The sequence below is a fragment of the Pseudomonas sp. CFBP2511 genome, from assembly GCF_030209255.1.
GTDB classification, from domain to species: domain Bacteria; phylum Pseudomonadota; class Gammaproteobacteria; order Pseudomonadales; family Pseudomonadaceae; genus Aquipseudomonas; species Aquipseudomonas avellanae.
This window is the reverse complement of the sequence record NZ_JARVSI010000015.1, coordinates 221489-246295: the sequence shown is the minus strand read 5'-3', so window position 1 is coordinate 246295 and position 24807 is coordinate 221489. Positions and strand designations below refer to the sequence as shown.

21 protein-coding genes and 1 pseudogene are annotated in these 24807 nt (G+C 60.3%); 10 read left to right on the top strand and 12 right to left on the bottom strand.

The features are described from left to right. The first annotated feature begins 100 nt into the window (after positions 1-100). Positions 101-952, top strand: a complete 852-nt coding sequence (locus QRN38_RS13045) for a CAP domain-containing protein (RefSeq protein WP_057418124.1) — start codon at positions 101-103, stop codon at positions 950-952. Between the two features lie 66 nt (positions 953-1018). Continuing rightward, positions 1019-1147, top strand: a pseudogene (locus tag QRN38_RS13040) (hypothetical protein); the annotation flags it as partial. A 28-nt stretch (positions 1148-1175) separates the two neighbouring features. Here the strand turns inward: QRN38_RS13040 and QRN38_RS13035 are convergent. The 3 genes from QRN38_RS13035 to mqo form a co-directional block, all read right to left on the bottom strand. Beyond that, positions 1176-1553, bottom strand: coding sequence for a response regulator (locus tag QRN38_RS13035; protein ID WP_057418125.1), 378 nt, complete (start codon positions 1551-1553; stop codon positions 1176-1178). Beyond that, complete coding sequence (locus QRN38_RS13030; RefSeq protein ID WP_057418126.1) at positions 1550-4546, bottom strand: ATP-binding protein; 2997 nt, start codon at positions 4544-4546, stop codon at positions 1550-1552. Before QRN38_RS13030 ends, QRN38_RS13035 begins: the two co-directional genes overlap by 4 nt. A gap of 361 nt (positions 4547-4907) precedes the next feature. Further along, positions 4908-6545: a malate dehydrogenase (quinone) gene (gene mqo / locus QRN38_RS13025; RefSeq protein ID WP_007245991.1), complete on the bottom strand. Its 1638-nt coding sequence runs from the start codon at positions 6543-6545 to the stop codon at positions 4908-4910. 880 nt (positions 6546-7425) lie between these two features. Here mqo and QRN38_RS13020 point away from each other — a divergent pair. The 4 genes from QRN38_RS13020 to QRN38_RS13005 are packed head-to-tail and all read left to right on the top strand — an operon-like array spanning position 7426 to position 12283. Then, positions 7426-8103: a (2Fe-2S)-binding protein gene (locus QRN38_RS13020; protein WP_005762712.1), complete on the top strand. Its 678-nt coding sequence runs from the start codon at positions 7426-7428 to the stop codon at positions 8101-8103. Beyond that, positions 8103-9086: an FAD binding domain-containing protein gene (locus QRN38_RS13015; protein WP_057418127.1), complete on the top strand. Its 984-nt coding sequence runs from the start codon at positions 8103-8105 to the stop codon at positions 9084-9086. The genes QRN38_RS13020 and QRN38_RS13015 overlap by 1 nt, the downstream gene beginning before the upstream one ends. Positions 9087-9095: 9 nt before the next feature. Then, positions 9096-11312, top strand: coding sequence for a xanthine dehydrogenase family protein molybdopterin-binding subunit (locus tag QRN38_RS13010; protein ID WP_057418128.1), 2217 nt, complete (start codon positions 9096-9098; stop codon positions 11310-11312). Positions 11313-11314: 2 nt separating this feature from the next. Then, positions 11315-12283, top strand: a complete 969-nt coding sequence (locus QRN38_RS13005) for an XdhC family protein (RefSeq protein WP_044389842.1) — start codon at positions 11315-11317, stop codon at positions 12281-12283. Here QRN38_RS13005 and QRN38_RS13000 read toward each other — a convergent pair. Further along, a complete protein-coding gene (locus QRN38_RS13000; RefSeq protein WP_044389840.1) occupies positions 12264-12887 on the bottom strand; it encodes a nucleotidyltransferase family protein in 624 nt (207 codons plus the stop codon). The two genes, QRN38_RS13005 and QRN38_RS13000, sit on opposite strands and share 20 nt — an antisense overlap. A 142-nt stretch (positions 12888-13029) precedes the next feature. Here QRN38_RS13000 and QRN38_RS12995 point away from each other — a divergent pair, with 142 nt between their 5' ends. Beyond that, the gene (locus QRN38_RS12995) at positions 13030-13614 is read left to right on the top strand and encodes a flavin reductase family protein (RefSeq protein ID WP_057418129.1); all 585 of its coding nucleotides are present in this window, start codon (positions 13030-13032) and stop codon (positions 13612-13614) included. A 282-nt stretch (positions 13615-13896) separates the two neighbouring features. Here QRN38_RS12995 and QRN38_RS12990 read toward each other — a convergent pair whose 3' ends face one another. Beyond that, the gene (locus QRN38_RS12990) at positions 13897-15288 is read right to left on the bottom strand and encodes an aldehyde dehydrogenase family protein (protein ID WP_057418130.1); all 1392 of its coding nucleotides are present in this window, start codon (positions 15286-15288) and stop codon (positions 13897-13899) included. A gap of 102 nt (positions 15289-15390) precedes the next feature. Between QRN38_RS12990 and ptrR the strand changes: the two genes are divergently transcribed. Next, positions 15391-16269, top strand: a complete 879-nt coding sequence (gene ptrR / locus QRN38_RS12985) for a putrescine utilization regulator PtrR (RefSeq protein WP_057418131.1) — start codon at positions 15391-15393, stop codon at positions 16267-16269. Between the two features lie 5 nt (positions 16270-16274). Here ptrR and QRN38_RS12980 read toward each other — a convergent pair whose 3' ends face one another. Then, entirely contained in the window at positions 16275-17369 is a 1095-nt protein-coding gene (locus QRN38_RS12980) for a tartrate dehydrogenase (protein ID WP_057418132.1), read from the bottom strand. A 112-nt stretch (positions 17370-17481) separates the two neighbouring features. Between QRN38_RS12980 and QRN38_RS12975 the strand changes: the two genes are divergently transcribed. After that, the gene (locus tag QRN38_RS12975; protein WP_007246000.1) at positions 17482-18387 is read left to right on the top strand and encodes a LysR substrate-binding domain-containing protein; all 906 of its coding nucleotides are present in this window, start codon (positions 17482-17484) and stop codon (positions 18385-18387) included. Between the two features lie 46 nt (positions 18388-18433). Here QRN38_RS12975 and QRN38_RS12970 read toward each other — a convergent pair whose 3' ends face one another. The 5 genes from QRN38_RS12970 to ribBA all read right to left on the bottom strand — a co-directional run bounded on the left by QRN38_RS12970 (position 18434) and on the right by ribBA (position 23772). Then, positions 18434-19588 (bottom strand): ABC transporter ATP-binding protein, encoded by a 1155-nt coding sequence (locus QRN38_RS12970; protein ID WP_057418133.1) that lies wholly within the window; start codon positions 19586-19588, stop codon positions 18434-18436. Continuing rightward, complete coding sequence (locus QRN38_RS12965; protein WP_057418134.1) at positions 19585-20400, bottom strand: ABC transporter permease; 816 nt, start codon at positions 20398-20400, stop codon at positions 19585-19587. Before QRN38_RS12965 ends, QRN38_RS12970 begins: the two co-directional genes overlap by 4 nt. Positions 20401-20406: 6 nt before the next feature. Next, positions 20407-21363: an ABC transporter permease gene (locus tag QRN38_RS12960; protein WP_080395365.1), complete on the bottom strand. Its 957-nt coding sequence runs from the start codon at positions 21361-21363 to the stop codon at positions 20407-20409. Further along, a complete protein-coding gene (locus tag QRN38_RS12955; protein WP_005762684.1) occupies positions 21348-22373 on the bottom strand; it encodes an ABC transporter substrate-binding protein in 1026 nt (341 codons plus the stop codon). Before QRN38_RS12955 ends, QRN38_RS12960 begins: the two co-directional genes overlap by 16 nt. A gap of 289 nt (positions 22374-22662) precedes the next feature. Further along, on the bottom strand, positions 22663-23772 hold the full coding sequence (ribBA, locus tag QRN38_RS12950; protein WP_057415295.1) for a bifunctional 3,4-dihydroxy-2-butanone-4-phosphate synthase/GTP cyclohydrolase II: 1110 nt from the start codon (positions 23770-23772) through the stop codon (positions 22663-22665). Between the two features lie 94 nt (positions 23773-23866). On the opposite strand from ribBA, the gene QRN38_RS12945 reads away from it, so the two are divergent. After that, positions 23867-24157 carry a DUF1330 domain-containing protein gene (locus tag QRN38_RS12945; protein WP_005762682.1) on the top strand — a complete coding sequence of 97 codons (291 nt, stop codon included), beginning with the start codon at positions 23867-23869 and terminating at the stop codon, positions 24155-24157. 86 nt (positions 24158-24243) lie between these two features. Here the strand turns inward: QRN38_RS12945 and QRN38_RS12940 are convergent, their stop codons facing one another. Beyond that, positions 24244-24807, bottom strand: a complete 564-nt coding sequence (locus QRN38_RS12940; RefSeq protein ID WP_057418136.1) for an NUDIX hydrolase — start codon at positions 24805-24807, stop codon at positions 24244-24246.

Sequence of the window (24807 nt, the reverse complement as noted above, 5' to 3'; positions counted from 1 at the left end):
CCAGAAAGAAGGCATGAACCTTGTGCGCTTTTCAGGGTCCTATTCGGGCCCTGAAAATCAAGGCGCACAGCGGTTACCATCCCTCCAGAGCCAGCCCCTAATGCCTCAATTGCGTTTTCTTTCCTGGCCTCTTGTCGCGCTGCTGGCACCGCTTGCCGGCGCCGCCAGTGCCGGTGGCGAGCGACAGCTGGTCGAGTCGATCAACGACTATCGTGCTCAGCCGCAGCGTTGTGAAGCAAACACGCCCAAGGCCTCCAGGCCGTTGGTGCTCAAGGCGAACGTGGCCTTGCCAATCGATTTTTCCGGCAGTTCTCGCGATGCGCTCAAGACCTCGGGTTACCAGGCGGTGACGGTGCGGACCCTTCGGCTGGTCGGTGCGCAGAGCGCAAGCGAAGCGTTCGGCATCCTCAAAAGCCGCTACTGCAGCGCTTTGCTCGACCCGCAATACGCTGACATCGGCATTACTCAGGAGGGAGCCGATTGGCGTGTGGTGCTGGCCAAGCCGTTGATCGACAGCAGCAAGCTGGAAGATGCGCGTTCTGCTGGCCGACTGTTGCTGGCGCAGGTCAATGCTGCGCGGGCCAAGCCGCGTATGTGTGGCAAACGACCTTTTCCGTCGGCTCGCCCGCTGACCTGGAACACCACACTGGAAATGGCCGCGCAGGGACACAGCCAGTCGATGGCCAGCGAAAACTACTTCACCCATCGTGGCTTCGATAACGATTCACCCGCCGATCGTGCACGCGCGGCGGGCTATGGCGGACGGCAGATTGGGGAAAACATCGCTGCAGGGCAGAGTTCTGCGAGCAAAGCCATGGCCAGCTGGCTGGCCAGCCCAGGACACTGCGCAAATCTGATGAACCCGATGTTCACCGAAGTGGGCGCGGCGTACGCGACGGGCAGCGACACCGAATACGGTATTTACTGGACAATGCTGTTCGGCGCGCCCTGATCAACCAGAAAGCCGCCTGCAGCGGGCGGCTTGCCTCTAGTCTGGTCTTGATCAGGTTTTTATTGTCACCCGGTGCTTTACTGGCTGGTCATTCTTTCAACCAGCACTGCTGGCACCACGATGTCGGACTTCATGGACCGCACGCTCGGGCATGGCTACGTGATGGGCTCCACGGTTCTGATCGCCATGTTGATCGACAATCGCCACCGCAAAACTGCGGTGCTCACACGTTGAGCAACTCGCTCAGTGCCTTGTCCAGTTGCTCGGCGCTGAACGGTTTGGCAACGCAGCGCTGGTCGATCCATACGTCGGGTATCCCCAGGCGCCCGTACCCCGAGCAAAACATGAAGGGGATGCCGCGATGGGCGATAGCGGCGGCGATCGGAAACGAATTACCGCCGATGATGTTGATGTCCAGTATGGCGAGGTCGTAGTCGCAATGGCGGGCGTATTCGATGCCGTCGTCCAGCGTGCTGGCGTGATAGGCCGTGGCGAAACCCAGGTCTTCGAGCATCATTTCCATCAGCATCGCGAGCATCGTCTCGTCTTCCACCAGCAACACCCGTTGGGCCGGGCGCTGGTTGTCTGCATTTGAATTCATAGACTGCTTTCCGGCTTTTCTGGCCACGGGATCAGCATTGACCAACTGACACCTGTACTGGCGAACTTGATGTCGACCTTGCCTTTGAGTTCGCGCTCGATACTGCGGCGTATCAAACGCAGGCCAAAGCCTTTTACGGTGCTCGCAACGACCGGCGGGCCTTCTGTTTCCAGCCAGTCGATACTCAACGTGGGCGGGTTGTGATGACTGTTCAAGGTGGACGCCACCGTCACCTGACCTGCAGGCGAGGAAAGCGCGCCATGTTGCAATGCATTGGCCATCAGTTCGTGAAGCACCATTGAAAGCGTCAGGGAAATCCGCGGTTCGAGTCTGACCGGGTCTCCTGTGAAGGTAATCCGGTGCTGCCCGCCGTTCACGTCTTGCAGCTGTGCCAGCAGATCGGCCAGCTCGGTGGACATCCACTCTGCGCGCGCCAGCGCATCGTGCGCCTGACTCAGTGCAAACAGGCGTGCATCGAAGCTTTTGCGAAAGGAATCGAGTGAGGTCGAGCTGTTTACCGTAAGAGAAGCGATAGCCTGAACGGTTGCCAGCGTATTTTTGACCCGGTGATTCAACTCGTTCAACAACCCCGCGCGGGTCAGGCGATCTTCCAGTTGCTGACGCTCCAGCTTGCTGGAAATCGATTGCGCCAGGCGGTGTGTGGTGCCGCTCTGTTTCAGGAAGGTCGACTCGCCAATCGTGTCCTGCCCTTGGTGCATGGGCAGCGTGAAGGAAAACACACTGCCTGAATCAAGCGAGCTATCGGCCCATAAACGCCCGCCGTGAGCGGTGATAATGCCCTGGCAGATGTACAGCCCCAGGCCGTTGCCACGCGGGTTGCCTTCTTTCACTGACCAATACCGCTGAAAAATATAGGGCAGGTGTTGCGCCGGAATGCCGATCCCGTCATCACTGACCCTGAACAGCACGTCGTCACCATCGGCCACTGCGTCGATATTGATTCGACCGCCTTTGGGGGTGAACTTGATGGCATTGCCAACCAGATTGGACAGCACCTGAAAGATCCGTTCCGGGTCCGCGTCGATCACCAGGCCCTGCGCAGAGGTGCAATTGAGCTCGATATTCTTCTCGGTCGTCAGCATGACCAGCAGGCTGCAGGCTTCTTCAAGCAGGCTGGTGACACTCAATGCAAGGCGCGACAACTGATAACGGCCAGCCTCGATCTGCGCGGTGTCGAGCAGATCCTCCAGCAGGCTGTTCATGCGCGTTGTGGCTTTCTCGATGGTGCCCAGGGCGCGACGGATGTTGCGGTTTTCAAAGTTCGTGTCGTCGACCGCCCAGCGTTGCATCATGCCGCATTGCATGATGATGATAGACATCGGGTTGCGCAGGTCGTGGGAAACCACCGCAACCAGTTCGTCACGCAAGCGAACCGCTTCCTGCTCGCGCTGCACCTGGCGTTCCAGGTCACTTTCCAGGGCTGAACGGCGAATATCTTCGGCGCCATAAAGATCTGCCCGCGACCAGGGGCGGGCGATGCCGGTGACTTCCTGCTTCCAGACATCGAACGATTGCCGTGGACGCAGGCGATGGCTTGCCGAGCCTGCCGCGCGGGTGCTGACATGATGCGCCGGATTGCCGCTCCAGTTCATGGTGGAGGCAAGCTGGGAGCGAAACCACATGATGGCATTGTCGACCTGCTTGGGCAGCGTGAAGGCAATGACCCCGCTGGCAGTCTCGCGGTAGGCGGCGCTCTCGGGGCGTTCTCTTTGCATCGAGTCAGTGTGAAACACGCCCAGCCCTTGCAGGCCCGTGGCACGCTCTTTGGACCGTTGGCGGGTGAGGCCGGTGTCACGAATCCACTGGTAAAGGGCTCGAACCTCCTCGGAGGTGGGGCATTGACCGAACAGATGAACCTGGTCGTCAATCAGCACGGCGGCACCATCGGCCTGCGTCAGGGCCTGAAGCAGCTGTGGACGGCTTACCAGACCGTGGAGAATTTCATGGTCGGCGCGGTTCATGGCATCCGCCAGTTGCCCGAGCAGGACGACTTTTTCTTCGCGCTCGCGCTGAATATGAGTGGCGACGATTGCGGAAATCTTTACTGACAACAGTTGGCCGATCATAGCGCAGGCATCGCGCAGTTCTCTGGACACCAGCAGCGGCTCGGGATGGCTGCAGGTAATCAGCCCCCACAGCTCGCCGCCGTCCAGTAGCGAGATACTCATGGATGAGCGCACGCCCATGTTTTTCAGGTACTCGCAGTGAACAGGAGACACGCTGCGCAGTGTCGAGAGGCTCAAGTCCAGCGGTTGCCCGGTCGCGGGTCGCAACGTCGGTATCAAGGCCACAGGAACGTAGGTGGCATCGGGAATGAGCCGAATCCAGTTCAGGCGATACAGTTCTCGCGCCTGGGCGGGAATGTCGGAGCCCGGGAAGTTCAGGCCGCTGTAGCTGGGCAGGGGGCCGGTAAGTGCCTGGGCAACGACCTTGCCATGACCCTCGGGCTCGAACCGGTAAATCATGACCCGGTCGTAACCGGTGAGCGCCTGAATCTCGTGCACGCCGATATCGAACAGCGTCTCCAGGGTTGTGGCGGCCTGCAGGTTGCGCAATACACGAGTGATGATTCTGGACTGGTCCTGAGCGGCTTCGACAAAGGCCTCCAGCTCGATAATCAGTACATCCCCGGCACGGCTCAGCGACGCATTGTAATCCACGGCCCTCACCGTCAGTCGTATCGGATCGCTGTTGGGCATCGCAGGCTGGCTGTACGCCTGATTGATGAGCATTGAATGTGCCGCTGACAGCAGGATCGACAGGGGTTGGCCCAGCAACTCGGCGCTTTCCAGGCCAAGACTCTTCGCGCAATTGGCGCTGACCTGTTCAATGCAAAGCGGATCACCTGCGACGCTGAGCAAGACGCCATGAGGCTGAATCGCGCCAGGGATCCGGATCGGCTCACGTGCACATTCAGCAAGCGCTGCTTCAAGCGCTGCATCGGGATTCGCGTCCAGTGTGTGCTCGATCATATGCATCAACTCCATCTGATATTTCACCCGGAAACAGCCAGCCGCTGCAGTTGCCACACAATGCATTTGTCATGCAGTACGAGGAATTTGGAGAGGTTTTCGTCAGCCACAGCGAAGCTTCGGGCAGCTAGCGGCCCAGATTGACAGCGCAAGAAAATGCGAGGTTGCCGCGAAGGTGCGGCGTGGAGACCTGGATAATGCGCTCTGCTGATGCAAGCCAGAGATCGAAGGAAGCTGGCCACCATAACAGGTGCCGGGGAGATGCGTGGTTTTAACTGACTTTTGCGGATGGTATACCGCAGATACAAAAAAGCCCCGCCAGACAAGGTCTGGCGGGGCTCTGCTTCAAGCGTTGAAAGCCTTAAAGCGCCATGTCACTGGCTGGATTGCTTTTCGCTGGCTGGGCAGCAGGCGTTGGAGCCGTGCCTGTCTTGTTTACCGGCGGTGGTGGAGTCAGTTGCAGGACTTCGGCGGTGTAGGCCCATTCCTCGGCAACGCGATCCGGGTTGTTGTTCAGCTTGGTGCCGTAGCTAGGCACGATTTGACGCAGTTTTTCCTGCCAGGCCGGGGTCGCTACCTTGTCCTTGAAGACCTTCTCAAGCACGCCGAGCATGATCGGCGCGGCAGTCGAAGCACCTGGCGATGCGCCCAGCAGACCGGCAATGGAGCCGTCCTTGGAAGCAACGATTTCGGTACCCAGCTTCAGAACGCCGCCTTTTTCTTCGTCACGCTTGATGATCTGCACGCGCTGACCAGCCTGCATCAGACGCCAGTCTTCTTTCTTGGCGTTCGGGAAGTACTGTTGCAGAGCAGCGAAGCGATCGTCGTCAGACATCATCACCTGACCGGCCAGGTATTCGATCAGCGGGTACTGTTCGATACCGACGCGGGTCATCGGCCACACGTTGTGCGTGGTGGTGCTGGTCAGCAGATCGAAGTACGAACCGTTTTTCAGGAACTTCGTCGAGAAGGTCGCGAACGGGCCAAACAGGATCACGCGCTTGCCATCCAGAACACGGGTATCCAGGTGGGGAACCGACATGGGCGGGGCACCGGTCGACGCGATGCCGTAGGCCTTGCCCATGTGTTGCATGGCGAGGTCCTGGTTCTCGGTGACGAGCCACGAACCGCCAACCGGGAAGCCGCCGTATTCCTTGGCTTCCGGGATGCCCGACTCTTGCAACAGATGCAGAGCAGCACCGCCGGCGCCGATGAACAGGAACTTGGTGTCGGTTTCGGTGGTGGTGCCGTCTTTCAGGTTTTTGTACTTGACGCGCCAGGTGCCGTCGTCGTTATGAGTGATGTCTTCGACTTCGCTCGACAACTGCAGGTTGAAGTTGGACTTGGTTTTGAGGTTGCCGACGAACTGACGGGTGATCTCGCCGAAGTTGACGTCGGTGCCGATCGGGCTCCAGGTCACGGCCAGCTTCTGCGCCGGGTCACGACCTTCCATCATCAACGGGACCCACTTCTTTATCTGCTCGTGGTCTTCGGAGTACTGCATGCCGCTGAACAGCGGGCTGGCTTGCAGGGCTGCGTAGCGCTTGCGCAGGAACTGGATGTTGTTGTCACCCCACACGAAACTCATGTGCGGTGTGGAGTTGATGAACGAACGCGGGTTCTTCAGAACGCCGGTCTTGACCTGCCAGGACCAGAACTGACGGGAAATCTGGAACGCTTCGTTAATCTCGATAGCCTTGGAGATATCAACGTTGCCGTTCTTGTCTTCCGGGGTGTAGTTCAGTTCGGCCAGTGCCGAGTGACCGGTACCGGCGTTGTTCCAGCCGTTGGAGCTTTCTTCGGCGACGCCATCGAGGCGCTCGACCATTTCCATCGACCAGCTTGGCTCCAGCTCGTTGAGCCAGACCGCCAGGGTTGCACTCATGATGCCGCCGCCGACGAGCAGTACGTCGACTTTCTTGGTTTCAGCCGCCTGCACAGGCATCAAGCCCATGGAAATGGCCATACCCAAAAGGGCCGTATTCACTTTTTTAAACATTCTGCCATCCATTTGATAAACGCCATCCGCCGACTGTTCCTCAGGATCAGGTCTTTCACACGCATCGAAGCATGCGACAAACGCTCGCACCCAAAGGGACTAGAGGTGGACATACAAGGCCAATATAATACCGCTCGAGACCTCAATTTATGTCCTGCTGCGCTGACTTCTTATCATCATTGGATTCAGCGTCATGAGTGACATTTGCTCTATTGGCATACTGCGCTGCACCGGGAATCGTTACCCTTGGAGCTGCTGCAGACACGCCTTGTCAGCCTGTTCACGGAGTCTGAGACGCCGCATTGGGGCGTGGAGGCACGTTTGACGCGTCATTTATGCACGCATGCTGCGCCACACCCACGGTGCCGTATCGGCAAAGACGCGGCATTTTCGCATAATGTGCACCCCCGTTGCGAGATGCCATCATCAAATCAGGCTTGAATGCCCTGATTTAGACGCTTCAAGGTTGATCTAGCCGCTGTCTGTATCGTCATTTCGCCCCCAGTCTTTAGCCCGTCTGACGGAATCACCCATGAAATCTTCCCGAACTTGATCCCAATCAATGGCATTCATGAGCCTGGTTCACAAGGGCTTGTGGGTGCGCGCGGCTAATCAAGGCTCCTGCCGGCTGTTAGGGTCAACAGTCGGCTGTCGTGTACAGAGGATGCAATCTCTGGACACAGGTACCCCGTCAATGAGTTGGAACTTTAGCCGCGCTCGCCAGTTAAACAGTTACCGGTGATAGCGTTTTGGTTCTTATTGCCGACGACAGCAACGTGTCAGCGAGCGGCTTGTAAGCATACGGTTCAGGTCCGGGCCGCTGACCACACCATAACGTCCGTCGCTTTATAGCAGCGTCGGCTAATACCGAGTGACCCTGATGAGTGAACCCAAGAAGCACAAGGATGCTGCTGTGGACGACCGTGCCGTGCAGCCATCGCGCCGAAATTTTCTCAAGTTTGGCGCTTCAGGCATTGCTGCAGCCACGCTTTCCACCTGGATACCTTCCGACGGCATGCTTCAGGCAGCGCCCGTTGCACCGGTGCTGCCGGTTGTGGAAGACCGCGACGCACCCGCCGCCGGAGAGCACCGTATTCAGCTGAAGGTCAACGGCCAGGTGCATACCCTGAACGTTCCGGCCAATGCAGTACTGCTCGATGTACTGCGTGACCGCCTGCAACTGACCGGCACCAAGAAAGGCTGCGATCACGGCCAGTGCGGTGCCTGCACGTTGCTGGTCAACGGCGTGGCGATCAACTCGTGCCTGTCCATCGCGGTGCAGCATCAGGGCGACAGCATTACTACCATCGAAGGTCTGGCCGAGAACGGCAAGCTGCATCCGGTTCAGGAAGCCTTCTGGGAACACGATGCTTACCAGTGCGGCTACTGCACTTCGGGGCAGATCATGAGCGCAGTCGCGATTCTCAAGGATCCCAATCTTGGGTCCGATGATGCCAGCGTGAGGGAGGCCATGAGCGGCAACATCTGCCGCTGCGGTGCCTACAAGAATATTCTGTCGGCCGTGCAGTCGGCGCGCTCGAAGATGGGAGCAGTCTGATGCGCACGTTCGATTATTCACGGGCCGCGTCGCCCGCACAGGCTTTCAGCACGGCGTCGGGTCAGGGTCAGCGTTTCTATCTGGCAGGCGGCACCACGCTGCTGGACCTGTTCAAGCTGGACGTCATGCAGCCCGAGCAACTGGTGGACATCAACCACCTGGCGCTGAAACAGGTCGAATCGCTGCCTGATGGGCGTCTGCGTATCGGTGCGCTGGTCAGCAACACTGACCTGGCCAGCCACCCGCTGGTACAGCAGCGTTACCCGGTATTGTCCGAAGCGATTCTGGCGGGCGCCTCGACCCAGTTACGCAATAAGGCCACCACCGCGGGTAACCTCCTGCAGCGCGTGCGTTGCCCGTATTTTCGCGACAATGTCTCGGCCTGCAACAAGCGCCAGCCCGGTTCAGGCTGCGCAGCCATCGGCGGCCTGAACCGCAGCGTGCATGCGGTGCTGGGCACCAGTGATCACTGCATTGCGACGCACCCCTCGGACATGTGTGTGGGCATGGCGGCCATCGGTGCGCAGGTTACCGTTCAGGGCGTCAACGGCTCGCGGGATATCCCGTTTGCCGACTTTCACCTGTTGCCGGGTGATTCCCCGCAACGCGAACACGCACTGGCGGCCCACGAACTGGTCACTCATGTGACCCTGGATGCACCGCTGGCAGGCAGTCGCTCTTCCTATCTGAAACTGCGCGACCGCACGTCTTACCAGTTCGCGCTGGCGTCGAGTGCAGTGATTGTGGTGATGGACGGCAAGCGCATTACCGATGCGCGTATCGCGCTGGGTGGCGTGGGCACCAAGCCGTGGCGGGCCGTTGAGGCCGAGCGCGCCTTGATCGGCCAGCGCGCCGACATGGGCACCTTCGCTCAGGTCGCAGCGCAAGCGATGAAGGGCTCCCGTGCCTACGAACACAACGCCTTCAAGATCCCGCTGGGTCAGCAGGTCATCGTCCGCAATCTTCGTGACCTCACGGCCTAGGAATTTCTCATGAGCGACAACATCATCGGCAAACCGCAGCGTCGCATCGACGGCGGCCAGAAAGTCAGTGGTCAGGCGCGCTACGCGGCTGATCACGCCATGGACAAGATGCTCTATGCCTATGGCGTCTACAGCACGATTGCCAATGGCCGCGTGGTTGCCATCAACGATCAGCAGGCGAAGGCGATGCCCGGCGTGGTGGACATCTTTCACCACGGCAACTTTCCCACCCTGCACCGCACCCCGAACACCAAGCTGAGCTTTGCCAAAATGCTCTCGGCCAGCAAGGCTGACGAGCACAGGCTGCCGTTCGAGGACGACAAGGTGTACTACCCCGGCCAGTTTGTGGCACTGGTGGTGGCTGAAAGTTTCGAGCAGGCGAGGGCGGCTGCCCATCGCGTGACGGTCGATTACGACCAGCGTCCGGCCGTCAAGGACCTGCAGGAAGGCCTGCGCGTGAACGGCACCCGTGATGGCGGCGCCGGCCACAACCGTGGCAACCCGGACGGCGCGTTCCAGAGCGCAAAAGTGAAAGTCGATCAGACCTATACCACGCCGGTTGAAGTGCATAACCCGATGGAAATGCACGCCAGCACCGCATGGTGGCAGGACGGCAAACTTTTCGTCTACGAAAGCACCCAAGGGGTGGTCAACCACCGCAACCTGCTGGCCAACGTGTTTGACCTGTCGCCCGATCGGGTGGAAGTGCGGGCACCGTTCATCGGCTCAGGCTTCGGCGGCAAGCTGTGGCCGTGGCCGCACTCGGTGGCCGCCTGTGCGGCTGCCCAGGTCACTGGTCGCCCGGTGCAATTGGTGCTGCCGCGTGCGCAGATGTTCACCACGGTGGGCCATCGCCCCGAAACCCGTCAGCGCCTGCGCCTGGCTACCGATGCCAGCGGCAAGCTGACGTCGATTCGTCATGAGTCGCTGAACAACACCTCGATGCTCGATGATTACACCGAAAACTGCGGTGGCGTGACCAAAAGCCTGTATTCGTGCGAAAACGTAATGGTCAGCCACAAGATCAGCCCGATCAACCGTGGCACACCCACGTCGATGCGTGCGCCGGGCGCGGCACCTGGCTTGTTTGCGCTGGAGTCGGCCATTGACGAAATGGCCCTGGCCAGCGGCATGGACCCGCTGGCGTTTCGTAAGCTTAATCTGTCCGACAAGGATCAGAGCGTCGGCTTGCCGTGGTCCAGCAACCACTTGCCGGAGGCCATCGACAAGGCTGCCGAGCGTTTCGGCTGGCAGGCGCGCAAGGCCGCTGTGGGCTCTATGCGCGAAGGCGATGAAATCATCGGTTACGGCATGGGCGCGTGTAGCTGGGAAGCCCATCAAGTGCCGACCGATGCGCGGGTGGTCCTGCGTTCCGACGGCACGGCGCTGGCGCAATGTGGCTTGCAGGACATTGGCACCGGAACCTACACCATCGTCGCCCAGGCCGTCAGCGAATTGACCGGCATCCCGATTGAGCGTGTCGAAGTGGAATTGGGCAGCTCATCCTTTCCGCCAGGCCCTGTTTCGGGTGGTTCGTGGGTGACCGCCAGCGTGATGCCGGCCATTGCCGGGGCCACGCGTGAAGCGTTGCAGAAGCTGCGTCAGTACGCCATCAGCAAGGATGCCGTGTTTGCCGGGCAGGACCCCGAGTCAATCAAGGTCGAGAACGGGCAACTGGTGATGGGTGAACAGCGCGCCAGCTTCGTCGATGTTCTGAAGGGGCAGCGCCTGTCCCGCGCCGAGGGCAACTTCCAGAGCGGTATGCCTGAAGCGGGCAAGTATTCTTTCCGTTCGTTTGGCGTGCATTTTGTGGAGGTGCGCTGGGATCCGGGTATTTCCAGCCTGCGCGTGTCGCGGGTGGTCAGCGCCATTGATGTGGGCAAGGTGATCAACCCGCTGGCGGCGCGCAATCAGGTCGAGGGCGCGATTGTCATGGGCATTGGCATGGCACTGTTCGAAGCCGGTGAATACGACCCGCGCAGCGGCATGCCGATCAATAACAACTACGCCGAGTACGTGGTGCCGGTGCATGCGGATCAGCCGGACATCGACGTCATGCTGCTCGATTACCCCGACTACAACCTGGGCGAGTTCGGCGCGCGGGGCATTGGAGAAATCGGTGTGACCGGGCTGGCCGCTGCGGTGGCCAACGCTGTCTATCACGCAACTGGCAAACGGGTGCGCAGTCTTCCCATCACCAAGGAAAAACTGATGGCAGGGTTGTAACGATGAAACAGCTCGACTTGCAGGTTGTACAACAGGCACGGGACTGGCTGGCCGGTGGCAAACCGGTCTGGCTGTGCACGGTGCTCTCCACGTTCGGCTCGGCCCCGCGTGGACCGGGGGCCATGCTGGTGGCGCTCGGCAGCGGCGAGCATCGTGGTTCGCTGTCTGGCGGCTGTGTAGAGGAAGATTTTCTCGAGCGTGTGGCTGCCGGGCAGTTTCAGCCGCTCAATCAGGTGGTTCGCTACGGCGATGGCGGGTTTGCACCCACGCGCGACTTGCCTTGCGGTGGGGTACTGGATGTCCTGATCGAGTTCATCGCGCCGAGCCTGGACGCCGACGCGCATCTGGCGGCTATCGAACAGGCGCTTGCCGGGCGTGAGCTGGTAAGCCGGGAAGTGCAGTTGGGCGGTGGGCTGAGAGACATCGGGCCTGCCACGCTGGGCGAGGCGCGGGTGCAGGTAGACGGCGAGCGCATCAGCATTCGCATGGGGGCGGTGTATCGCGTGCTGCTGGCCGGGTTGTCGCCGGTCGCCGAGTTCTGCGCCAGCTTTGCCGTCGCGATGGGCTATGAGGTGATCGTCTGTGACCCGCGTGTCGAGGTTACGGCAGGATTTTCGATGCCGGGCGTTGAAGTGCGCGGGGTATTGCCTGCGGTATTCATCGCCGAGGGCGGCTGTCACAGTTCGACGGCGGTACTGGCCTTGACTCATGACCCGAAACTGGATGACTTGAGCATGCTTGAGGCTGTACGCACCGAGGCGTTTTACATCGGCGCGATGGGTTCGATGCGCACCAGTAGCAAGCGTATCGAGCGCCTGGCCAGAATCGGCGGGCTAGACAGCGAGGTGCTGGAGCGAATTCATGCACCCATCGGCCTGAACCTGGGCAGCAAGACACCTGCGGAGATCGCCATCGCGGTGATGGCCGATATCCTGCGGGTCGCCAACGGCGTCAGTCGCGCCCGGCTGTAAGGTGTTGCCGGCAAGCGATTGCCAACGCTGACCGGGTGTCTGCATCGCGCAGCACGCCGGGGTCGTCGCAGTTCATGACGTCGCAAAATGCGGGGTTTTTCGTGATCAGGGCCTTCGCGCCCTGGTCGCCCTCAAGTGCCAGCAATCGGGGCCAGAACCGTCGTCCGATGATCACCGGATGACCGCGCTGCCCTTCATGCATCGGCAGGGCGATGCGCTGTGGGTCAGCCAGTCTGGCCAGATCGCGCAGGGTCTGCGGCTCAATCCACGGCATGTCCGCGAGCAGAATGGCCACTGCGTCGGCGGATGAATTCAGCGCTGCGGCAATGCCGGCTGCAAGGCTATGGCCCATGCCCAGATCTGCGTGTTTGCAGCGAATAATCGTCACTTTCGACGGAATGCCCAGTGTCTGAACCTCATCGTCCTCGCGCAGGACGACGCCTGTTTCGGTAAATACCTTGCCGGCCGTTTCCAGGCTGGCCGTCAGCAAGGTGCGCCCGCAGGGCAGCAGCGCCTTTCGTTTATCACCGTCAAAACGCCTGCTGCGGCCTGCGGCGAGGACCAGGGCGAACACTTTGGGTATCTGGCTGTCTATGCTGCTCAATCCGAAACCTTATGCGTGGGTGGGGGCAGGGTTGTGCAGTCTGCCTGCCGCTGCACAATGCAGTATGGCGTGGCGCACGCACAATGCCTTATTTCGCTGCCTTGCCGGTAGCGGCACGAACCATGTTTTCCGAGGGTAACAAGTGGACAATCACATTCGTCCGGTCGAGCTGGAAAAGGCCTACCGATTGCTCAACCATGGCCCGACCGTGCTGGTGTCCTCCAGTCATGAAGGCACCCATAACGTCATGGCTGCGGCCTGGGCTTGCGCGCTGGACTTCTCGCCGCCCAAAGTGACGCTGGTGATCGACAAGATCACCAAGACCCGTGGGCTGGTGGAAAAAAGCGGTTACTTTGCGCTGCAGGTGCCCAATCTGGATCAATTGCAGATGACCTTCGACGTCGGCACCCAAAGCAAGGTGTTTACCCCCGACAAGCTGGACAAGGCCAATGTGGATCTGTTTCGCATTGAGGATCACCACACCCCGCTGGTGGCCGGATGCTCCGCCTGGCTGATCTGCAAAGTCATCCCCGAGCCGCACAATGAACAGACCTACGACCTGTTCATTGGCGAAGTGGTCGGTGCTTGGGCGGATAACCGCGTGTTCAACGACGGGCATTGGCAATTCGAAAAAGCCGATCCGAAATGGCGTAGCCTGCACTACATCGCAGGCGGGCATTTCTACACGATTGGCGAGCCTGCGATAGTGGAAACGGGCGAGGAGTAATCAGCGACGCGCCGGGTACTGCGTGGTAGCGGATCGGGCGACGCTTCGCTTGCCCACGATCTCTCGGTTTTCGTGGGAGCGGACTTGTCCGCGAACTGCCGGGAACCGGCAGTAAAATCGGCCGCCTCGGTGTGCCAGACACAGCCAATGTGACCGGTTTCAGGGCCGCTTCGCAACCCTTCGTGGACAAGTCCACTCCTACGCCCTCCGGGCAGAAGCCCATTCTCTGCACTCGTCAAGATATGCGCCGAGCCGCATGGGCATGAGATGTTCTCCCGACCCTCAATGACGATCGCGCCATACGGTTTGTGCATTACAGAACTCGCGTACACCAAAGTGCGAGAGCTCGCGACCAAAGCCGCTTTTTTTCACACCGCCAAAGGTCACCCGTGGATCTGAGGCGCTGTAGCCGTTGATAAACACACCACCGGTTTCCAGTTCTTCGGTCATGCGTTGCGCAAGCTCCAGATCACGGGTGTACACCGTCGCGGTCAGGCCGAATTCGCTGTCGTTGGCCAGTTCCAGGGCGTGCTGCGCGTCGCGTGCGGTGATGATCGAAGCCACCGGGCCGAACAGTTCCTGCCTGAACGAGGTCATCTGGTCGGTAACATCGCCCAGCACCGTCGGCTCGTAGTAATTGCCCTGGCCATCCGCCTTCCTGCCGCCCAGCAACAGCGTCGCGCCTTCGGCCAGGGTGTCCTGAACCTGGGCATCCAGTTCGTCACGCAGATCAACGCGTGCCATCGGGCCGATATACGTCTCGCCGCACAGCGGATCGCCGATCACCAACTGGCGAGTCTGCTCAACGAACCTGCGGGTAAATTCCTCGACCACGCCTTGCTCGATGATCAAACGCTTGGCCGCCGCACAGACCTGCCCGGTGTTCTGGAAGCGACCGATCACCGCTGCTTTCACGGCTTGATCCAGATCCGCATCATTGAGCACTATAAACGGGTCGGAACCGCCCAGCTCCAGCACACACTTCTTCAGCGCAGCACCGGCCTGTGCACCAATCGCCTGCCCGGCACGCACGCTGCCGGTCAGCGTGACAGCGGCAATGCGTGGGTCGGCAATAGCTTTTGAAACACCTTCCGGGGTCACGTTGATGACTTCAAACACACCTTCTGGAAAACCTGCACGCTTGAACGCACCCAGCATCAAGTAGGCACAGCCCATCACGTTGGGCGCATGCTTGAGCACGTAGGTATTACCCGCCAGCAGCGTCGGGATCGCACCGCGCAGCACCTGCCAGATCGGGAAATTCCACGGCATCACCGCCAGAATCGGCCCCAGCGGGCGGTATTCAATGCGTGCCTTGTCATGCTCGACCTGGGTGGGTTCGGCAATCAGCATCGCCGGCCCGTGCGCCGCATACCAGTCGCACAACTGCGCGCATTTCTCGACTTCGCCTCTGGCCTGCGCCACGGGCTTGCCCATTTCCCGGCTGATCATCCGGGCGATGTTTTCAGCGTCGTCGCGCAACACCTGGCCCATGGCGATGATCAACTGCGCGCGTTGCTGGACAGGTGTACGCTTCCAGCCTGCAAAGCCTGCCGCCGCGCGGGAAAGTGTGCGGTTCAGTACAGCATCGGATTCAAAGGCATAGCTACCGATCTGTTCGCCCGAAACCGGGTTGATCGAGATCGCGTGGGTGGTGCTGGAAACAGTGATCATTGCGCCATCCTGTTGAGGTGGGGAGTGAAGCCAGAATATAGGCGTGCAATGTTTTCTAAAACTGAATAATAATGATCGAATCGTTCACGTTTGGAGAGTACTGTGGATCTGGTTCAGCTCGAAATATTCAAGGCTGTCGCTGAACACGGCAGCATCAGCGCAGCCGCGCAGCAGATTCATCGAGTGCCGTCGAACCTGACCACGCGCATCAAGCAGTTGGAACAGGACCTGGGCGTGGATCTGTTCATCCGCGAAAAGCACCGCTTGCGCCTGTCGCCCGCCGGCTGGAATTTCCTCGATTACACGCGGCGTATTCTGGACCTGGTGCAGGAGGCGCGGCTGGCGGTGTCGGGAGAAGAGCCGCAAGGGCCTTTTTCATTGGGCTCGCTGGAAAGCACTGCGGCTGTACGGATCCCCGCGCTGCTGGCGGCCTACAACCAGCAAAATGCAAAAGTCGAACTGGACCTCTCCACCGGACCGTCCGGAACCATGATCGACGGCGTTCTTGCCGGGCGACTGGTCGCCGCGTTTGTCGATGGGCCGGTGCTGCACCCGGCCCTTGAGGGCGTGCCGGTGTTCGAGGAGGAAATGGTCATCATTGCGCCGTTCAATCATGCGCCGGTCAAACGCGGGCGTGATGTCAACGGTGAGAGCATCTATGCGTTTCGCGCCAATTGCTCGTACCGCCACCACTTCGAGCGCTGGTTCACCGACGACGCCGCCGTGCCGGGCAAGATCCACGAAATGGAGTCCTACCACGGCATGCTCGCCTGCGTCAGCGCCGGTGCCGGCCTGGCGCTGATGCCGCGCAGCATGCTGGAAAGCATGCCCGGTTGCGCCACGGTCAGCATCTGGCCGTTGTCCGAGAAGTTTCGCTACCTGCACACCTGGCTGATCTGGCGGCGCGGCACGGTTTCACGCAGCCTGACCCGCTTTGTGGCGTTGCTGGAAGAGCGGGCAACGCCAGCAAGCCTCGAGTAACGCTGTTAACGCGCCGCGCCAACCCGCCCTGCAATCGCCGCACCCACTTCCTGCGTCGAGCGCTGGCCGCCCAGGTCAGGGGTTACCTCGCCGCTGGCGATGGCCTGTTCAATGGCCATGATGATTTCGTCATGCGCCGCCGTGAAGCGCTTGTCGCCTTGGCCGAGGAATTCCAGCATCAGGGCGCCGGACCAGATCATGGCGATCGGGTTGGCGATATTCTTGCCGAAGATGTCGGGCGCCGAGCCGTGAACCGGTTCGAACAGCGACGGGAAGCGGCGCTCCGGGTTGAGGTTGGCCGACGGCGCAATGCCGATGGTGCCTGCGCAGGCCGGGCCGAGGTCGCTGAGGATGTCGCCGAACAGGTTGGAGGCCACCACCACGTCGAAGCGCTCCGGTTGCAGCACGAAACGCGCGCACAGGATGTCGATGTGTTGCTTGTCCCAACTGATCTCCGGGTAGTGGCTGGCCATCGCCTCGGTGCGTTTGTCCCAGTAGGGCATGCTGATGGCCATGCCGTTGGATTTGGTCGCGGAGGTGACGTGCTTGCGTTCGCGCTTTCTGGCCATCTCGAAAGCGAACTTGAGAATTCGGTCGACACCGCGACGGGTGAACACCGATTCCTGCAGCACGAATTCGTTGTCGGTGTTCTCGAACATGATCCCGCCCAGCGACGAGTATTCACCTTCGGTGTTTTCCCGGACCACGACAAAATCGATGTCGCCCGGTTTACGATTGGCTAGCGGGCAGGGCACGCCGGGAAACAGCCGCACCGGACGGATATTCGCGTACTGGTCGAATTCGCGGCGGAACTTGAGCAGCGAGCCCCACAGGGAAATGTGATCGGGCACTTTGTCGGGCCAGCCCACAGCACCGAAGAAAATCGCATCAAAGCTTTTCAACTGATCAAACCAGTCGTCCGGCATCATCTTGCCGTGTTCCTGGTAGTAATCGCAGCTGGCCCATTCAAAATATTCGAACTGCAGCTCCAGCCCGTGTCTGGCGGCGGCAGCCTGCACCACGCGCACGCCTTCGGGCAGCACCTCCAGGCCGATTCCGTCTCCGGCGATGGCAGCAATGCGCAATTTCTTGTTGTTCATATCGGGCACTCTCGTTGGGCGGCTTGTAGGGGTGGGTAGTACAGGCTGCCCATGCTATAAGCACACGATGCAAAGATAATCAGCCGATTAATGGATTGAGAAAACACGATTCATGAATTATCCAAACCTCGATGACCTGAACGTGTTCATTCACGTCGCTCGACGCTCGAGCTTTGTTGGCGCTGCCAATGAACTGGGCATGTCTGCCGCGTACGTCAGCAAGCGCGTCAAGCTGCTGGAGCAGAACATGGGCGTGGTGTTGCTGCACCGTTCCACAAGGCAAGTGTCGATTACCGAAGATGGCGAGCGGGTTTATGAGTGGGCCAAGGGCATTCTGGAGTCTGTGCAGCAGATGGGCGATGAGGTCGCGGCGCTGCACGGCGAGCCCAGCGGGCTGTTGCGAGTGGTCAGCAGTCAGGGCCTGGGTCGCCGCTTCGTGGCACCGGCCTTGTCGGAGCTGGCGGCGCGTTACCCGAAGCTGGATATCCGCCTGGACATTCAGGATCGGTTGGTGGACCTGATCGAGGAGGGCGTGGATCTGGACATTCGCGTCGGCAACGACATCGCCCCGCACCTGCGCGCCAGGCATCTGGCCAGTAATTGGCGCGTGCTGTGCGCAAGCCCCGCGTATGTGCAGCAGCACGGCGTTCCGCTCAGTCTGGCTGAACTGGCCAACCACGATTGCCTGGTGATCAAGGAGCGTGACCGGCCGTTCGGTATCTGGCATCTCAACGGCTCGCAAGGTGCTGAAACCGTGAAGGTGACCGGCAGCCTTTCCACCAACCACGGCGAAATCGCCCGGCAGTGGTGTCTGGACGGGCGCGGGGTGTTGTTGCGTTCGCTGTGGGATGTGCGTACCGATCTGGCTGAAGGCCGGTTGGTTCCAGTGCTGCCCGAATACCGGCAGGATGCCGATATCTGGGCAGTTCACACCTCGCCGCTGATGAGTTCGGCCAAGGTCCGTGTCACGGTGGAGTTCTTGCGTGAGTATTTTGCCGTGCACCACGCGCCTGTCTGATTCTGGGTCGTGATTGTGTGGTACGACTCTGAATCATGACTCTGAATCAGTGTGCGCCAGCCGCCTTGTTCAGATCGCTGTCGGTCCATTCGGTGTAGATACACGCATCGGCGGCGGCCCAGCGCACGCGCACCGGATCTGCGGCTTTTAAGGGCATGCCGGTGGCGGACAGCGCTTTGACGGTCATCGCTGTGCCGCCAGTGGTCACCACCGAGCACGTCTGGCTTTCGCCGAGAAACAGCACCTCGGTGACAGTGGCGCTGACCTCGTTCCAGCCGGCTTCCAGCGGCGTGGCGGCGGCCTGGGCCACACTCAGTGCCTGGGCTTTTTCCGGGCGCACCATCAGCAGCACGTCCTGATCGGTTTTGAGGTTGGAGGTCAGCCGAATCGCCAGCGAACTGCCTTCAAACGTCGCGACGGCGTTGCCCTGTGCCTTGAGCTTAAGGAAGTTCGAGTTGCCCAGAAACGAGGCGACAAAGGCATTCGGCGGGTTCTGATACAGGTCGTAACCGGTGCCCAGACCGACGATCTTGCCGTGGCTGAAAATCGCGATGCGCTGGGACAGGCGCATGGCTTCTTCCTGATCGTGGGTCACGTAGACAATGGTGATGCCTAGCCTGCGGTGCAACTGGCGCAATTCGTCCTGCAGGTCTTCGCGCAGCTTCTTGTCCAGCGCACCGAGGGGTTCGTCCATCAGCAGGATGCGTGGCTCGTACACCAGCGCCCGGGCAATGGCGACCCGTTGCTGCTGGCCACCGGACAATTGCGAAGGGCGACGATGAGCGAAGGCTTCCAGTTGAACCAGCTTGAGCATGGCATCGACCTTCTTTTCGCGCTCGGCCGCGGGCAGCTTGCGGATCGCCAGCGGGAAGGCAATGTTGTCGCGAACCGTCAAGTGCGGGAACAGCGAGTAGCGCTGGAACACCATGCCGATGTCGCGCTTGTGCGGCGGCACATTGACCAGCGATTTGCCGCTGACCAGGATTTCACCTGAACTGGGCGTCTCGAAACCGGCGAGCATCGACAACGTGGTGCTTTTACCCGAGCCACTGGAGCCCAGAAACGTCAGGAATTCACCGTCCTGAATCTCCAGAGAAATATCATCGACGGCGGCGAAGTCACCGTAATGCTTGTTCAGGTTGCACAGCGCAACCAGCGGTTTCTGATGCGCTGGGGCGGGGTCTTTGATCACGGCACTCATGATGTACTCCTGGCTTCGTTGCGGCGACGCAGGGTCGCGGCGATGAACATGATCAGCACCGACAGGGCGATCAGCAGCGTTGAGGCGACGGCGATGACCGGCGTCAGGTCCTGACGCAGGGTGGTCCACATTTTCACGGGAAGGGTTTGCAGGGTCGGGCTGGCCATCATCACGCTCAGCACCACCTCATCCCACGACACGAGAAACGCGAACAGCGCGCCGGCCATCATGCCCGGACGGATGCCGGGGAAGGTCACCTTGTAGATCGCCTGCAAGCGTGACGCGCCGCAGATCACCGCAGCGTCTTCAATGGACTGATCGAACAGCTTCAGCGAATTGATAATCGAGATGATGGTGAACGGCAAGGCGACGATCACATGGCTGACCACAAAGGAAAACAGCGTCCCGGTATAGCCCAGCTTGAGAAACAGCGCGTAGACCGCCACGGCGATGATCACCAGCGGCACGATCATCGGCAACGTAAACACGCCGTACAGGATGTCGCGTCCCGGAAAGCGGCCGCGCACCAGTGCGAACGCGGTCGGCAGGCCGAGCGCCACCGACGCGATGGTGGTCAGAATCGCCACCTTGAAACTGGACATGGCGGCGGCCATCCAGTCAGGGTTTGAGAAAAACTGCTGATACCACTTCAGCGTCCAGCCGGGCGGCGGAAACACCAGCCACTGCGAGGAACCGAACGACAACAGGATGATGAACAGGATCGGCAGCAACAGAAACAGCGCGATCAGCGCGGTGGTCAGGTACAGACCCGTGCGCAGACCAGGGCTCATGGCATTGGGCGTCAGGAGCATGGCGGTTTACCTCGCGTTGCTGGCGCCGACCGGAGATTCCGGCTGGAGCTTCAGGTAAAAGTAGAACAGCACCAGCGTGATCAGCACCAGCAACGCAGCGGCGGCACTGGCCAGCCCCCAGTTGAGGAACGACTGCACCTGCTGGACGATGAATTCGGGCAGCATCATGTTCTGCGCGCCGCCGAGCAGCGCCGGGGTGACGTAGTAACCGAGCGACATGACAAATACCATCAGGCCTCCGGAAAACAGCCCCGGACGGCACAGTGGCAGAAACACTCTGAAAAAATTGCTCCACGGGCTGGCCCCGCAGATCGAACCCGCCTGCAGCACCATCGGATCGATGGCCTGCATGGTCGCCTGCAATGGCAGGACGATGAACGGAATCATGATGTAGCTCATGCCGATCACCACACCGGTCAGGTTGTGGACCATTTCCAGCGGTTGATCGATGATGCCCATGCCCATCAGCGCCTTGTTGATGACCCCGGACGCTTGCAATAGCACCAGCCAGGAGTAGGTGCGCGCCAGCAGGCTGGTCCACATCGACAACAGCACGATATTCAGAATCCAGCGTCCCCAGCCGCGTGGCACCAGGGTGATCACCCAAGCGAGCGGGAAGCCCAGCAGCAGGCTGAACAGCGTCACCAGGCCCGCTACGGAAAAGGTATTGAGCAGCACCCGCGAATAGGCCGAGTTGGCGAACAGTTGCTCATAGTTGCCAAGGCCGGGCACCGGTTCTAGTACCCCGCGCAGCAACAGGCCGATCAGCGGAGCGAAGAAAAACAGGCCCAGAAAGATCAGCGCCGGCAGCAGGTTGCGGCTGCCACGCCAGCGCTGCGCAAGGGAAGGGGATGGCTGCATGCTCGTCGCCTTATGGTGTGCCGTGCCGGCGGTGCTGGGTGCACCATCGGCCGGGATGGGTTGACGAGGAACGGCAGCCGTCATTTTTACTTGACCAGCCATTCGTTCCACCGTGTCGCAATGTCGGAACCGTTCTTGGCCCAGTAGGCGAAGTCGAGGGTGATCTGGTCGGCGACATGCGCGGTCGGCAGGTTAGGCGCCAGCGTGGAGTCCAGACGCGCCACACTTTGCGTGTTGACCGGTGCGTAGGCACTCAGGTTGGAGAAGTCGGCCTGGCCTTTGGCGCTGGTCGCGTTGGCGATGAACTTCATCGCCGCGTCCTTGTTTTTTGCGCCTTTGGGTACGACCAGAAAATCAGCCATGACCAGGTTCTGCTTCCAGCTCACGCCCACCGGTGCGCCGTCCTGTTGCAAGGCGTAGACTCGGCCGTTCCACATCTGGCCCATCGACACTTCGCCGGAAGCCAGCAGTTGCTGCGACTGTGCACCGCCGCCCCACCAGACGATGTCTTTCTTGATGGTGTCGAGTTTCTTGAAGGCGCGATCCAGGTCCAGCGGGTAAAGCTTGTCGGCGGCTACGCCATCGGCCAGCAGGGCCAGTTCCAGCACGCCGGGGCTTGGCCATTTGTACAGGGCGCGCTTGCCGGGGTAGGTCTTGGTGTCGAACATGGCAGACCAGTCCGCAGGCGGCTTGGCGCCTACCTTGCTCTCGTTGAAGCCGAGCACGAAGGAGAAGAAGAACGAACCGGCGCCGTGATCGGTCACGAAACGTTTGTCGATTTCGTCCCGCTTGATGGTGTTGAAATCCAGCGGCTCCAGCAGACCTTCACTGGCGGCACGCAAGGCAAAGTCGGCTTCGACATCGACCACGTCCCACTGCACGTTACCGCTTTCGACCATGGCCTTGAGTTTGCCGTAGTCGGTCGGGCCATCCTGCACGACCGTGATACCACTGGCCTTGCTGAACGGTGCCGCCCAGGCCTCTTTTTGAAAGTCTTGGGTCGAACCGCCCCAACTGACGAAGTTGACGCTGTCGGCAGCCAAGGCGGCGGCGCTGGAAAAAGCCAGCACGCCTGCTGCCAGGACTGCCGTTGCACGTTTGTTCAACACCATGTTCACGCCCTCATTTGTTGTGTTTTGAGCGGGCTTTTGTCGCCCGCTTAGTCGGGAGCAGTAGGTCCAATGGGCCTTGAAACTGAAAACTGTCAGGTGCTTTTATTGGTGTTTTTGCTTGCCGATGTACCTGACAAAATATTCGGTTGATGGAATGTCATATTATGGTATTCCAAGCTTTCTGCAAGCGTTTTGCCCTGTCAAAATGCCTTCATCGCCTGTTTTCAACGGTGAATACCAGAGGCTGCCAGTGGCCGGTTATCGTGCTTGCCTGGCCTGATCATCTGGCTCAGCCGGGAAATGGAATACTTTCAATCACTTCCAGATCGTAGCCGGTCAGGCCGGCATATTTGAGCGGCGGGCCGAGGTGGCGCAGCTTGCCGATCCCCAGGTCCTGCAAAATCTGCGCGCCGGTGCCGACCTCGGAATAGATACGTGATTGCGAGCGGGTGTACTGGCGCGGTGGCTGGGTCAACTGCGGAATGCGCTCCAGTAACGCTTGTGACGATTCGTGATTGGCCAGCACCACGACCACGCCGCAGCCTTCTTCTGCGACGCGCTGCAAGGCGGCCCAGAGCGTCCAGTTGGCCGGACCGGTGTACTCGGCGCCGACCAGATCACGCAGCGGGTCAACCACATGCACGCGCACCAGCGTCGGGTCTTCGCGACGGATATCGCCCATCACCATGGCCATGTGCACGCCGCCTTCGATGCGGTCTTCGTAGCTGAACAGGCGGAAGGTGCCGTGCACCGTGGGCAGCTCGCGCTCGCCGATTCTGACGATGGTGTGCTCGGTGCTCAGCCGGTAATGGATCAGGTCGGCGATGGTGCCGATACGGATGCCGTGTTTTTCGGCGAACAGCTCCAGGTCAGGGCGACGCGCCATTGTGCCGTCGTCATTCATGACTTCGACAATCACCGAGGCGGGGGTAAAACCTGCCATGCGTGCCAGGTCGCAACCCGCTTCGGTGTGCCCGGCGCGGGTCAGCACGCCGCCGTCGCGAGCGCGTAACGGGAAAATATGGCCCGGCTGCACCAAGTCGTCAGGCACTGCCCCCGGATTGACCGCCGCCTGCACGGTGCGCGCGCGATCTGCTGCGCTGATGCCGGTGGTCACGCCCGTCGTCGCTTCGATGGACACAGTGAACGCGGTGGCGAAAACGCTGCCGTTGCTCGGCACCATCTGTTCCAGCCCGAGGCGTTTACAGTGCTCGTCGGTCAGCGTCAGGCAGATCAGCCCGCGTGCTTCACGAGCCATGAAACTGATCGCCTGGGCTGTGCAGCAATCGGCGGCAAGCAGCAGATCACCTTCGTTTTCACGGTCTTCATCATCGACCAGCAACACCATCTTGCCTTGGCGATAGTCTTCAATGATGTCTTCGATGCGATCGAATGCCATGCTCATGATCCCGGTTTTATGGATGAATGAATCGTGGTATACCATAAGACAGAATATTTCATAGATTCCCTATCATTGAAACAGCGAGATCGTGATGAAGGCTTATTGGATTGCCCACGTGGATGTGACCGACCCTCAGCAGTACAGCGAATACACCCAGCGCGCGCCAGCCGCTTTCCAGCTATTTGGCGGCAAATTTCTCGCCCGGGGCGGCCGCTCGGAAGCGATTGAAGGGCGAGCAACGCCGCAACGCACGGTGATTATCGAATTTGAATCCTACGAACAGGCAGTTGCCTGTTACCACTCGCCCCAATACCAGAATGCCATGAGCCATCGGCAGGGCGCGGCAAAGGCCGAAATCGTGATAGTTGAGGGGCAGCCTTAGGGTGTCAGCTGCAAGCTACAAGCAAAATCAGGTACGCCTTGGACCGCTTCACTTGCAGCTTGCAGCTAACCGCTTGCAACTGCTCTTCACCTTATAAAGTGGACCTTGCCGGTGTCGTCGTTGCCGATATAGATGCCGTAGACACCGGCCTGGCGTTCTTCAATATAGCGCTCAAGAATCTGGCGGATGGCGGGGTAGTAGATGCTGTCCCAGGGGATGTCTTCGGGGGCGAAGAATTTGTAGTCCAGGGTTTCCGGGCCGAACTGACCAGTGACTTCCAGCGCGATGGCGCGGAACACGATGTACACCTCGCTGATGCGCGGCACGCTGAAGATGGAGTAGGGCGAGACGACTTCGGCGCGCACGCCGCTTTCTTCCCAGACTTCACGCAGCGCCGCCTGCTCGGTGGTTTCGCCACTTTCCATAAAGCCGGCTGGCAGTGTCCAGGTGCCGGGGCGCGGCGGGATGGCGCGCTGGCAGAGCAGGTACTTGCCTTCCTGTTCGATGATGCAGCCGGCAATGATCTTCGGGTTGACGTAATGAATGTACTGGCAACTGCCGCATATCAACCGCGCATGGGTGTCGCCGCCGGGGATGCGCTGAGCCAGGTCAGCGCTACCGCATTGAGGACAGAAGCGCGGTGTCACCAT